Source organism: Profundibacter sp., assembly GCF_056498605.1.
The window spans coordinates 1-13233 of the sequence record NZ_JBSMEZ010000126.1 but is presented as its reverse complement, the minus strand read 5'-3'; the positions used below and the strand labels follow the sequence as shown (position 1 = coordinate 13233).

Genomic DNA, 13233 nt, shown 5'->3' with positions numbered 1-13233 from the left:
GGGGCACCCATCTTGATGAAAAGTGAGCCCCCCATGACAGCCCCCCTATCTTTTGATGCGCTAAAAAAACAGGTTGCCGATGGCAGCATTGATACAGTTCTGACCGTGATGGTCGATATGCAGGGCCGATTGATGGGCAAACGCATGGTGGCGCAGTATTTCGTGGATAGCGCGTGGGAAGAAACCCATTGCTGCAATTACCTGCTGGCCACCGATCTGGAAATGGCCACCCCCGAAGGATACGCCAGCACCAGTTGGGAGAGCGGATATGGCGATTATGTGATGAAGCCCGATCTGGATACGATCCGCCCGATGCCGTGGCTGGAAGGCACCGCGATGGTGCTGTGCGATGTGCTGGATCACCACGGGGCTGATATTACCCATTCGCCACGTGCTGTGTTGAAACGCCAGATTGCGCGTCTTGCCGATATGGGCATGGACGCAATGATGGCGACTGAACTGGAGTTTTTCCTGTTCGCCAAAACGTTTGACGAAATCCGCGCTGACGGGTTTCAAAACCTTGAACCGATCAGCGCCTATAATGAAGATTACCACATCCTGCAGACCACCAAAGAAGAGCACATCATGCGCCCGATCCGCAATCTGTTGCTTGAGGCGGGCATTCCGATTGAAGGCACCAAAGGCGAGGCCGAGGCGGGACAGGAAGAGCTGAACATCAAATACGGCGCACCACTGGATTGCGCCGACAACCACACCATCGCCAAACACGCAATCAAGGAAATTGCATGGGGTGCGGGCCACGCCGTAACCTTCCTGCCCAAATGGCACGCGGACCGTGTGGGCAGTTCATCCCATGTGCATCAGTCGCTATGGAAAGACGGCACTTCGCTGTTTTATGACGGTGACAAACCGCACGGTATGTCCGATCTGATGCGCAGCTATGTCGCGGGCATGATCAAATATGCCCCCGACTACACCTATTTTCTGGCCCCCTACATCAACAGCTACAAACGGTTCCAAAAGGGCACCTTCGCCCCCACCGGCACCGCATGGTCTGTCGACAATCGCACCGCCGGTTTCCGGCTGTGTGGCGAAGGCACCAAAGAGGTGCGGGTGGAATGCCGCATCGGTGGCTCCGACATGAATCCCTACCTTGCGATGGCCGTACAACTGGCGGCTGGTTTGGCCGGAGTCGAGGAAAAACTGGAGCTGGGCGCCCCCCTGACAGGTGACGCTTATGCTGCAAAAACCGTCGATAATATCCCTGCCAATTTGCGTGACGCTGGGAATGCCCTAAAGGCATCAAAAATGTTGCGCAAAGCCCTTGGCGACGACGTGGTTGACCATTACACCCGCGCTGCAACCTGGGAACAAGAAGAGTTCGACAAAGTCGTCACCGACTATGAAATCGCCCGTGGATTTGAAAGAGCCTAACATGACCAAAACACTGAAATGTATCTCGCCGATTGATGGATCAATCGTGGCGGAACGTCCATTGCTGACAATGGAGCAAGCCACCGCCGCCGTTGCCCGCGCAACGAGCGCCCAAAAAGAATGGGCCGCCCGCCCGCTGGCTGAACGCATCAAGCTGGTGATGGACGGGGTGGCCCGCATCGGCGAAATGAACGACGTGATCGTGCCCGAACTGGCGCAGCAAATGGGCCGGCCCATCCGGTATGGCGGCGAATTTGGCGGCTTTAACGAGCGTGCAAGTTACATGGCCGACATTGCGACCGATGCATTGGCCCCGATCGTGATCGAGGATAGCGAGAATTTCAAACGCTACATCGCCCGCGAAGCGCACGGCGTTGTTCTGGTGGTTGCCCCATGGAATTACCCCTATATGACCGCGATCAACACGGTCGCGCCCGCCCTGATTGCAGGCAATGCCGTGATGTTGAAACACGCCAGCCAAACCCCGCTGGTCGGCGAGCGTTTGGCCGAGGCTTTTGCCGCGGTCGGTATTCCTGTCGATGTGTTCCAGAACGCCTTTTTGGGCCATGACACCACGTCCGATCTGATCGCAGCCAAATCATTCGGCTTTGTCAATTTCACCGGATCAGTCGGTGGTGGCAAGGCGATGGAACAGGCCGCGGCTGGCACCTTTACCGGTGTCGGGCTGGAGCTGGGCGGCAAAGATCCGGGTTACGTGATGGAAGACGCCAATCTGGACATGGCGGTCGACACATTAATCGATGGCGCGATGTTTAATTCAGGCCAATGCTGTTGCGGGATCGAGCGGATTTACGTGGTCGAGAGCCTATTTGACGCTTTTGTGCAAAAGGCCGTGGCGATTGTTTCTGGCTATAAGCTGGGCAATCCGATGGACGAGGAAACCACCCTTGGCCCGATGGCGCATGTGCGTTTTGCGCAGGAAGTCCGCGATCAGGTGAGCGAGGCGATTGCCGATGGCGCAACCCCGTTGATTGACGAGGCGTTGTTCCCCGAAGATGATGGTGGCGCCTATCTGATGCCGCAGATTCTGGTCGATGTGGATCATTCCATGCGGGTGATGCGGGACGAAAGTTTCGGACCTGTTGTCGGCATCATGAAGGTCAAAGACGACGCCGAAGCCATCGCGCTGATGAACGACAGCGAGTTTGGCCTGACGGCATCCTTGTGGACCAATGACATCGCACGCGCCGAAACCATCGGCCAGCAAATCGAAACCGGCACCGTTTTCATGAACCGTGCCGATTATCTGGACCCGGGCCTGTGCTGGACCGGATGTAAAAACACTGGGCGTGGCGGGGGATTGTCTGTCATTGGCTATCACAACCTGACACGTCCCAAATCTTACCACCTGAAAAAGGTTTAATATCATGGAATTAGCTAATAACTGGTCCTACCCGACCACCATGCGCTTTGGCGCTGGCCGCATTGCCGAAATCGCTGACGCTTGTGCTGCGGCGGGTATTGGACGCCCGCTTTTGGTCACCGACAAGGGGTTGGCGGCGCTTGATATCACCACCTACACGCTGGATTTACTGGAAGCCGCGGGCCTTGGCCGCGCGATGTTTTCTGAAGTCGATGCCAACCCGACCGAGAAAAATCTGGATGCAGGCATCATTGCGTTTCGGTCGGGTGGCCATGATGGTGTGATTGCATTCGGTGGCGGATCAGCCCTTGATCTGGGCAAAATGATTGCGTTTCAATCTGGCCAAACCAGACCCATTTGGGATTTCGAGGATGTCGGCGATTGGTGGACCCGCGCCAACCCTGACGTGATCGCGCCAATCATCGCGGTGCCAACCACGGCGGGCACAGGCTCGGAAGTGGGGCGTGCTTCGGTGATCACGGATAGCGTCACCCACGTGAAAAAGATCATTTTCCACCCCAAGGTGCTGCCATCCATCGTGATTTGTGATCCCGAACTGACCGTTGGCATGCCACAATTCTTTACAGCGGGAACCGGACTGGATGCCTTTGCCCATTGCGTCGAGGCCTATTCCAGCCCGCATTACCATCCGATGTCCCAAGGCATCGCACTGGAGGGCATGCGCCTGGTCAAGGATTATCTGCCCCGCGCCTATGCCGATGGCACAGATATCGAAGCCCGCGCGCATATGATGTCGGCCGCCGCCATGGGCGCAACCGCCTTCCAAAAAGGTCTGGGCGCTATCCATGCGCTGTCGCACCCTATTGGTGCGGTTTATAACACGCATCACGGCACCACCAATGCTGTCTGTATGCCTGCTGTTCTGCAAATGAACGCGCCAGTGATTGCGGACCGGTTTGATGGTGTTGCAGCCTATCTTGGCATCAAAGGCGGCTTTAACGGGTTCTGCGATTTTGTTCAGGAGTTCAACGATTCCATGAAAATCCCGCATAAACTGTCGGAAATGGGCGTTGGCACAGACCGTCTGGACGAATTGGTGGAAATGGCGCTGAAAGATCCAAGCACCGGCGGTAATCCAGTTGAAATGACCACTGCGAACACCAAAGCCCTGTTCGAGGCGATTATCTAAAGAAAATTGCATTTACCAGAATCAGAATTCACCCCAAGTGTGGGCAAATTCCGATACTCATTGCCTCACGTTAAGTGCAAAGCGCTATAAATAAAACGGGGCGGGTGTTTATCCCGCCCCAATACCACTTACAACTCTTCAAAATCCGGCTTTGGCTTTCGAATGAACGCTGGCACCGAATGGAACGACAGCTTTTCAATTTCCAGCCCCTTATCGGCCACCAGATCATCAATCGCTTCGGTTGCGCCCACCACAGATGTGTAGTCATCAATCACGATCAACCCACCCGGCACAACGCGGTCATACAACGCCTCAAGCGCAAATTCGGTTGGCTCTTTCACGTTCAAATCCAGATGCAGCAGCGCAATCCGGCAAGCGGGGTTGTTCATTACAAAATGCGGCAGCGTATCACTGACATTTCCCTCCAACAGCTCGAAATTTTCAAACCCTTTACGTTTGAAAATTTCATCTACCTGCGTGCGGCTTAACCCGTCACCAGCCCGCGATACGAATGCTTCGACATAATCCTGATCAACGTCCAGCTCGACCCCCTTGGTCGGAAACTTTCCAAAGGTATCAAATCCGACAATCCGGCGCGAGTAGCTGTTTTCCAGCAGTTGGCGAAAGGTGGCCCAGCGGATCATCGAGCCCGCCTTGAACACGCCCATTTCAAACACATCCCCGGGCAGGTTCAGGATCATCTGATACAACTCGTAATGGGCCAGAAACTTGTTAATCCTTGACGGGTGCGAAAACCAGAAATAGCCGTTTTCCCAATCCCACGCGCGATCACTGGCCAGCGCGTCAATTTCCATTGTTTTATCGATTTTACCCATACTGAATCCGTTCGCTATTACCCTAGAACGCGCCATCACGCACATCCTGAGCCTAGCAATGCAACAAAACAGTGAATGCCACGTTAACCTTGCCCCAAATTCCCACATAAAAAACATCGTCTGTATGAAGGTGGTAAAGGCTGGCGATCTGCGCCTTACACCCGAAAATGTGGTTGCTTTGATCGCCCAGTCAGAACCTAACCCCCATTGTGCGAACCTCGCGCGGCGACACCCCGAATTCCTCGCCAAAGGCGCGGGTCATCGCACTTGGATCGCGGTAACCGCACCGAATGGCAATCTCGACAATCGTCAGCCCTGTCTGTTCAACCAAACGCCGTGCTGCCTGCAATCGCATCCGCCGGTAAACCTTTTGCGGTCCCGCACCCATTTCGGCCAGAAACAACCGCTCCAGCTTGCGCTGGCTGATCTCCAATCCCTTGGCGATCTCTAGCATCCGCAATGGCTCTTCTATGTTTTCCCGCATGATTTCCAATGCAGCAGAAACCTTCCCCGCCACAGGGTGCGCACAATGCCCCCACTGCTCTGACCCACCTTGCATGAACAGCGCTGCAACCTCGGTTCGCAATGACTCTCCGTGGGTGTCGCCAATCATCCGCAACACCATTTCAAACGCCGTCATCGCCCCGCCACATGACCAGCGATCACGGTCCATAACCACCCGCGCCCGCGTCACATCGACATCGGGAAATGCCTCTTGGAAATTATCGGCCTCGTCCCAATGAACCGTCGCCTGATATCCTTCAAGCAACCCCGCCGCTGCCAACAGCCAGCCGCCCATATCCAACCCCGCCAGCACATCGTAACGCTGTGCTGCACTGCGCAAGGATCGCAATACGGACGGGTTCACAAATTCCTGATATTCATAGCTCGGGATCAGGAACAAAGCATCCCCAGCACCCGATTGCGATAACGCCATTTCAGCCGCCACCGGCAACCCGCTAGAAGACTGCACCGCCCCGCCATCTAGCGACATAAAACTCCATTGGTACGCGACCCTACCCAACAACATATTGGCCGCCCGCAAAGGCTCGAGCGCATTTGCAAGGCAATGGTTCGAGAACCTCTCGAACAGCAAAATGCCGATCCTTTGCGGCTTTGCACCTGATTTTCGCCAACTTCGCATGATTTCTATGCAATACTGCATGGTCATAGAAATCAACTCCCCTACCCTTGGATAACAAAACAAATTTTGAAAGATGCGCGATGCCCCTGCAAATGAACCAAGACGTTTTCATCACCTGTGCGATCACAGGTTCCGGCAGCACCCAGGATCGCAGCCCGCATGTGCCGCGCTCGCCTCAGCAGATCGCCGACAGCGCCATTACCGCCGCGCGTGCCGGTGCCGCCGTGGTGCATTGCCATGTGCGCGACCCAAAAACCGGCGTGCCATCGCGTGATCCCAAACTATACCGCGAGGTCACCGACCTGATCCGCGCCTCGGACGTCGACGTGGTGCTGAACCTGACGGCTGGCATGGGCGGCGACATGGTTTTTGGCAAACCGGACGCGCCTCTGCCACTGATTGAGGGCACAGATATGGTCAGCGCGGCCGAGCGCGTCGCTCACATCGACGAGTGCCGCCCCGAAATCTGCACGCTGGATTGTGGCACAATGAATTTTGCCGAGGCCGATTATGTGATGACCAACACGCCTGGCATGCTGGCCGAAATGGGCCGGATGATGACAGGGTTCGGCGTAAAGCCCGAGATCGAGGCCTTCGACACCGGCCATCTGTGGCTGGCCAAACAACTGGTCGCCGACGGGGTGCTGGATTCGCCCGCCTTGGTGCAGCTGTGCATGGGCGTCCCGTGGGGCGCTCCCGATGATCTGAACACCTTCATGGCGATGGTTAACAACGTGCCTGACGATTGGAACTGGTCCGCCTTTTCCATTGGCCGCAATGAAATGGCATACGTTGCCGCGGCCGTTCTGGCCGGAGGAAACGTGCGCGTCGGGCTTGAAGATAACCTGTGGCTGGCCAAAGGCGAACTCGCCACCAACGAGGCGCTGGTTGCCCGCGCGCGGGTGATTGTCGAGGCGATGGGCGCGCGGATCATGGGACCGGATGAAGTGCGCGAAAAGCTTGGGCTGACCAAACAGACGCCACAGGGGTAGATCATGGATTTTGGCCTGACTAACGAGCAGGAAATGATCGTTTCCACCGTGCGCAGCTTTGTAGAGCACGAGATTTATCCGCATGAAGACGCGGTCGAGCGCACGGGTGAAGTCCCCACTGATGTCTCCGCCGCCATAAAGCAAAAGACCATTGATCTGGGATTTTACGCCTGCAATTTCCCCGAATCCGTTGGCGGGGCCGGCCTATCCCACCTTGAATTCGCACTGGTTGAACGTGAACTTGGCCGTGGTTCAATGGCGCTGACCCACTTCTTTGGTCGCCCGCAAAACATCCTGATGGCCTGTCAGGGCGACCAAATCGAACGCTACCTGCTGCCTGCCGTGCGTGGCAAGCGGATGGACGCATTGGCGATGACCGAACCGGCCGCCGGATCAGATGTGCGCGGCATGAAATGTTCCGCTGTGCGCGATGGCGGCGACTGGGTGCTGAACGGCACCAAACACTTCATTTCAGGCGCGGATCACGCCGATTTCATCATCGTTTTTGTGGCGACTGGGCAGGACGAAACCCCGCGCGGCCTCAAAAAACGCATCACCACATTTCTGGTCGATCGCGGCACGCCGGGGTTCACCATCCGCGATGGGTACAAATCAGTCAGCCACCGCGGCTACAAAAACATGATCCTCGAATTTGATGATTGCCGCCTTGCGGATGCCCAAGTGCTGGGCGAGGTCGATGGCGGGCTTAAAGTGATGAACGAATGGCTCTACGCCACCCGCATCACGGTCGCCACTATGGCCGTGGGCCGCGCGCGGCGCTGCTTTGATTTGGCGCTGAATTTTGCTGCTGAACGTGAACAATTCGGCCAGCCGATTGGCAAGTTCCAAGGCATTAGCTTTCAGATCGCCGATATGATCACCGAAATAGACGCCGCCGACTGGTTGACCCTTGCCGCCGCATGGCGTCTTGACCAAGGCCTGCCCGCCAACCGCGAAATCTCCAGTGCCAAACTATACGCCAGCGAAATGCTGGCCCGCGTTACTGATACCACATTGCAAATCTTCGGTGGCATGGGCTTGATGGATGATTTCCCGATTGAGCGCTTCTGGCGCGATGCGCGGGTGGAACGTATCTGGGACGGCACCTCTGAAATCCAGCGCCACATCATCAGCCGCGACCTACTACGCCCATTGGGAGCATAGCCCCTAATGCCCCTCCCAAAACCCGATACAATTTTATTAAAATTTGGTTTCTTTTTCGCCCAAATATCCCCGCCGGAGGCATCCGCCCTCACCACCCCCACCGGGGCCAACCATTGAAGCGCGACCTTGATAGGCTTCTACGGCCAAAATCCATTGCCGTCATTGGCGGTGGGTCGTGGTGTGAAAACACCATCACCCAAGCGCGAAAATTCGGCTTTACGGGCCCGATCTGGCCGGTTCACCCGTCAAAGCCCACGATCACCAGCATCCCCGCCTTCACGTCCATTGAAACCCTGCCGGCCGCCCCCGATGCCAGTTTCATCGGCATCAACAGCCGCGCCACAGTTGAGGCCGTCAAAGCGCTGTCAAAGCAGGGGGGGGGCGGTGCGGTTTGTTTTGCTTCCGGCTTTCGAGAGGCCATCAGCGAGGTCAGCGAGGGCGCGGATTTGCAGGCCCAACTGCTGGCCGCCGCCGGTGACATGCCAATCATCGGCCCCAATTGCTATGGTTTTATCAACGCGCTTGATGGGGCCCTGTTGTGGCCGGATCAGCACGGGGCCACCAAGGCCAGTAGCGGTGTGGCGATCATCACCCAGTCGTCCAACATTGCCATCAACATCACCATGCAGCGCCGCGCGTTGCCGCTGGCATACATCGTGACGGCAGGCAATCAGGCCCAAATCGGTCTGGCCGAAATTGGGGCCGAGTTGCTGAATGATCCCCGCGTCACCGCCTTGGGTCTGCATATCGAGGGCGTGGGCGACATTCGCGCCCTTGAAGCGCTGAGCCAACAGGCCGCAACACTCGGCAAACCCGTCATCGCGCTGAAGGTCGGCACCTCCGGTCAGGCCCGCGCCGCCACCATTTCCCACACGGCCTCGCTGGCCGGAAGCAACGCTGGTGCGCGCGCCTTGCTGCGCCGCCTTGGTATCCCGCAGGTCGATACCCTGCCCGAATTCATCGAAGCCTTGAAATTGCTGCACATATCCGGCCCGCTACCCTCGAACAACATCGCCTCGATGTCCTGTTCCGGCGGCGAGGCCAGCTTGATGGCCGATCTTGCTCTCTCGACTGGTGTCACCTTTCCTGCGCTCAACAGCACACAGGAAAAGAACTTACGCAGCGCCTTGGGGCCGAAGGTGAAACTGGCTAATCCGCTGGATTACCACACCTATATCTGGGCCGACACAGACGCGATGAGCAATGCGTTCACCGCCATGATGGACCCGTCGCTGGCCCTCGGCATTCTGGTGTCGGATTTCCCCCGCGCGGATATGTGTGACGCATCAGACTGGGACAGTGCGACTTGCGCAATCATTGAAACCAAACAGCGCTACAACCTTCCCATGGCCATCGCCGCCTCTTTACCCGAAAATATGCCCGAATACGTCGCGCAGCAATTGACCAAGGCAGGCATCATCCCCCTATGCGGGCTGCTTGAGGCGCTGGTGGCGGCCCGTGTCGGGGCCGAATGTGGGCGCGTGACCACCGCCGCATCCCCCATTATGCTGCCCCGCCCGCCCCATCAGATGAAACCCCTAAGCGAGGCGAACGCAAAGGCAGTCCTTGCCAAACACGGGTTATCGGTTCCGCGTTCTACCCAAGCCAGCACAAACCAGCTGAGCAAAGCCGCCAACGCCATTGGTTTTCCTCTGGTGCTCAAGGGTGAAAACATTGCCCATAAGACCGAAGCGGGCGCGGTTGCGCTAAACCTGATGGACGCGGCCCAAGTGACAGCCGCCGCAGCCGCCATGCCCTGCGACAGCTTCCTGCTAGAGGAAATGATCACCGGTGCGGTCTGCGAATTGCTCATCGGTGTGGTGCTGGACGAAGCCCACGGCTATGTGCTGACCATCGGGGCTGGCGGCACCCTGACCGAACTGCTTGAGGATAGCGCGTCTCTGCTGATCCCCACAACGGCAGCCGAGATAAAGGCCGCCCTCAACAGTCTGAAAGTCGCCAAACTTCTGCATGGTTATCGCGGCGCTCCGGCTGCCAATATCGATGCCATCGTTGACGCGGTGTGCGCGGTGCAGGATTATGTGATCGAAAACCAAGGGGCCATTGCCGAGGTCGAAGTGAACCCGCTCATGTGCCTGCCCGACCGCGCCATCGCCGCAGATGCCCTGATCCTGATAGGAGAGATTAATGACTGAAACCCCAATCAAAACCCGCATTGTCGGCAAGGTGCTGGAAATCACTCTGGATCGACCCAAAGCCAACGCGATTGATCTGGCCACCAGCCGGATTATGGGGCAAGTGTTTGCCGATTTTCGCGACGACCCCGACTTGCGGGTGGCGATCCTGACCGGCGCGGGTGGCAAGTTCTTTTGCCCCGGCTGGGATTTGAAAGCCGCCGCCGATGGTGATGCGGTCGATGGCGATTACGGCATTGGCGGATTTGGCGGCTTGCAGGAACTGCCTAATATGAACAAGGTGGTGATTGCGGCGGTGAATGGCATTGCTTGCGGTGGCGGATTGGAACTGGCGCTGTCGTGTGATTTGATCCTAGCGGCGGATCACGCCAGTTTCGCGTTGCCCGAAATCCGGTCCGGCACCATTGCTGACGCGGCCTCGTTGAAACTGCCCAAACGCATTCCCTATCACGTGGCGATGGATATGCTGCTGACAGGGCGCTGGCTGGACGTGGAGGAAGCGCATAAATGGGGGTTTGTGAACCACATTTATGCGGCGGATATGCTGATGGGCAAGGCCCACGCCTTGGCCGCAGAACTGGCTGACGGCCCGCCACTGGTGCAGGCCGCGATCAAGGAAGTTGTGCGAGAAGCCGAGAATATGAAATTTCAGGAGGCGCTGGATATGATCACCGGCAGTAAATTCCCGACGGTCAAAGCGCTCTATTCATCTAACGATCAGCTAGAGGGCGCACGGGCCTTTGCCGAAAAGCGTGATCCGGTCTGGAAGGGCAAATAGCGGCTATCCCGTCCACTGTGTGAGCAGAGCTTCAGGTGCCGGACGTGCGTTGCGTCTGGGCGCCGATGTCGGGGTTCCGATGGCGATAAAGCACAGGAAAATCTCATCATCGGCGATACTCAGGGCCGTGCGGAATGCCGTTGTGCGAACGGCTTGGCCGCTTAAGGCGCGGGCACCAAAGCCCATCGCGTGTGCGGCCAGCAAGACGTTTTGCAACGCAGCCCCACCGGATACCAGTTGGTCATCCACATGCGGAATGCCGATTTCATGGTCCAGACGCAGCACCAGCCCCAGAACAACAGGGGCGCGGCTGGCTTTTTCGCGGGCACGAGACAGCGCATCGGCACCCGCGTCCGGCATGCGTTCCAGCAACGCGGCCTGAAACACATCTGCCAACTGGCCACGGCTGTTTTCGGGAAAATTAATAAACCGCCATGGCCGTAATTTTCCGTGGTCAGGGGCGGCAGCCGCGGCTGACATCAACTCGAGTATCTGCTCCACATCCGGCCCCGGGGCCACCACGCGTTTTGGCGACACAGAATGGCGCGACAGGATCGCCTTGATCACATCGCTTTCAGATGAAACGACCGGAACTTCTGTAAATTTACGCACCACCGTGTTCATGCCATTTCCCCTCATTCCAAATGACGCGGCCAAGCCGCGCACATAATAGATAGCCCCGTGATGTTTCAGCAGGATTTAATATCCGTTACATTACATTTCACATTGTAAATTCTTGTAACAGATCAGCCTTGCTTTGGATCAAGCGCAAGGCGCATTGACTCGGCGAGACCGGCCATATTAACCGGCTTTTGCACCTTCACAACATCATCAAACCCGTCGGGAAGCGATCCCTCCAACATATAACTACTGATCATCATCGCAGGTAAGTCGCTGCGGATTTCATGCACCGCTTCGATCAGGTCCACGCCACTCATCCCTGGCATCATCATATCGCTAACAATTGCATCATAGCCTTGCGGGTTGGCGCGAAACGCATGCAGGGCAAGGGTCGGATCCGAAAAGGCCTCGACCCGATATCCCAGCCGCGCCATCATTCGACGGATGGTATAAAGCAGCTCTTCTTCGTCATCGACCAGCAGGATATGTTCATGCCCTCTGGGGACGCGGTCCTGTTGTTCTGCTTTGCTATCAACCACCTTATATTCAGGCAACAGGATCGTAAAACAGCTGCCGGTTTGTGGGCTGCTGTCCAGCAGAACCTGACCATCGGATTCCTCAACCCAGTTGCGAACAATTGCAAGGCCAAGTCCGGTGCCTTTACCAACCGGCTTGGTGGAAAAGAACGGCTCGAACACCTTTTGCTGGATAGCTGCAGGAATTCCCGGACCGTTGTCATCAATCTCCAGTTTGATGGTTCCTATTGTGCCTTTGGGAAGGGGTTTCAGGCCGTTCTTACCACCCTTCCTGATCCGGCTAAGACGCAGTTCAATTTCACCGCCCCTATCGCCAATCGCCTCTACCGCATTGTGACACAGGTTCATCACAATCTGGAAAAACGCCGTTGGGTCAATTTCGGTAGCAGTTCGCTTCACCTTTGATTTGAAGCTGATCTTGACAGATGGCGGGGTGGAAACGCGGATCAGTTCCAGTGCCTCTTCAATTGCGCCATGCAGCTCCAGACGTCGCGCCCGTCCCGGCTGTTGGCGGGCGAACGTCAGCAGTTGCTGGATCAGGGCGCGGGCCCGACGCGAGGCAATTTCGATGTGTTCAATCGAGTGTTGCAACTCTTCAGGCGCACCCAGATCATCGGCCTCGAGTTTTATCAGCTCTGTATTGCCGATAATTGTCATCAGCACATTGTTGAAATCATGCGCGATTGAGCCGGCAAGAATACCCACCGCCTCCATCTTTTGCACCTGCGCGATCTGTTCATCCACATGGCGTTTCTCGGTGATGTCTTCGCCCACACCAATGTAATTTGTGGTTTCACCTTGTTCATTCAGCAGCGGCAGCAGGCTGGTTTTTGCCCAGTAATGGCTGCCATCCTTTCGCAGGTTTTTGAAAATCCCGTGCCATGGAATGCCTTGGCTAAGGCGCTTCCAGATGTCCTTGTAGGCCGCTTCCGGTGTATGGCCGGATTTCAGGATGCTCGGTGATTTCCCGACCAGTTCATCTTCGGAATATCCGGTCATTTCCAGCAGTTTGCGGTTGGCAAACTCGATCTTGCCGCGCGTGTCCGTGATCATGATCGAGGCCGGACTTTGCTGCAC

General features: G+C 56.8%; 11 protein-coding genes. 7 read left to right on the top strand and 4 right to left on the bottom strand.

The annotated features are described in order from the left end of the window. Nucleotides 1–33: 33 nt before the first annotated feature. The 3 genes from ACWB12_RS12715 to ACWB12_RS12705 are packed head-to-tail and all read left to right on the top strand — an operon-like array spanning nt 34 to nt 3929. Nucleotides 34–1395, top strand: a complete 1362-nt coding sequence (locus tag ACWB12_RS12715) for a glutamine synthetase family protein (protein ID WP_479530462.1) — start codon at nt 34–36, stop codon at nt 1393–1395. A 1-nt stretch (nt 1396) separates the two neighbouring features. Next, nucleotides 1397–2779 carry an aldehyde dehydrogenase family protein gene (locus tag ACWB12_RS12710; RefSeq protein WP_479530461.1) on the top strand — a complete coding sequence of 461 codons (1383 nt, stop codon included), beginning with the start codon at nt 1397–1399 and terminating at the stop codon, nt 2777–2779. Nucleotides 2780–2783: 4 nt separating this feature from the next. Continuing rightward, nucleotides 2784–3929: an iron-containing alcohol dehydrogenase gene (locus ACWB12_RS12705; protein ID WP_479530460.1), complete on the top strand. Its 1146-nt coding sequence runs from the start codon at nt 2784–2786 to the stop codon at nt 3927–3929. A 128-nt stretch (nt 3930–4057) separates the two neighbouring features. Here ACWB12_RS12705 and ACWB12_RS12700 read toward each other — a convergent pair whose 3' ends face one another. Beyond that, complete coding sequence (locus tag ACWB12_RS12700) at nt 4058–4765, bottom strand: TylF/MycF/NovP-related O-methyltransferase (protein WP_479530459.1); 708 nt, start codon at nt 4763–4765, stop codon at nt 4058–4060. Nucleotides 4766–4955: 190 nt separating this feature from the next. Continuing rightward, entirely contained in the window at nt 4956–5936 is a 981-nt protein-coding gene (locus tag ACWB12_RS12695; RefSeq protein WP_479530458.1) for a GlxA family transcriptional regulator, read from the bottom strand. 53 nt (nt 5937–5989) lie between these two features. Between ACWB12_RS12695 and bcoG the strand changes: the two genes are divergently transcribed. From bcoG to ACWB12_RS12675, 4 genes are all read left to right on the top strand, one after another. Beyond that, nucleotides 5990–6901, top strand: coding sequence for a 3-dehydrocarnitine:acetyl-CoA trimethylamine transferase BcoG (gene bcoG / locus ACWB12_RS12690; RefSeq protein WP_479530457.1), 912 nt, complete (start codon nt 5990–5992; stop codon nt 6899–6901). A gap of 3 nt (nt 6902–6904) precedes the next feature. After that, a complete protein-coding gene (locus ACWB12_RS12685; RefSeq protein WP_479530456.1) occupies nt 6905–8065 on the top strand; it encodes an acyl-CoA dehydrogenase family protein in 1161 nt (386 codons plus the stop codon). Between the two features lie 113 nt (nt 8066–8178). Beyond that, entirely contained in the window at nt 8179–10221 is a 2043-nt protein-coding gene (locus ACWB12_RS12680) for an acetate--CoA ligase family protein (protein WP_479530455.1), read from the top strand. Beyond that, nucleotides 10214–10999 carry a carnitinyl-CoA dehydratase gene (locus tag ACWB12_RS12675; RefSeq protein WP_479530454.1) on the top strand — a complete coding sequence of 262 codons (786 nt, stop codon included), beginning with the start codon at nt 10214–10216 and terminating at the stop codon, nt 10997–10999. The genes ACWB12_RS12680 and ACWB12_RS12675 overlap by 8 nt, the downstream gene beginning before the upstream one ends. 3 nt (nt 11000–11002) lie before the next feature. Here ACWB12_RS12675 and ACWB12_RS12670 read toward each other — a convergent pair whose 3' ends face one another. Continuing rightward, nucleotides 11003–11623, bottom strand: a complete 621-nt coding sequence (locus tag ACWB12_RS12670) for a nitroreductase family protein (RefSeq protein WP_479530453.1) — start codon at nt 11621–11623, stop codon at nt 11003–11005. A gap of 122 nt (nt 11624–11745) precedes the next feature. Next, a partial coding sequence (locus tag ACWB12_RS12665) for a hybrid sensor histidine kinase/response regulator (RefSeq protein ID WP_479530452.1) occupies nt 11746–13233 on the bottom strand: 1488 nt, incomplete at its 5' end.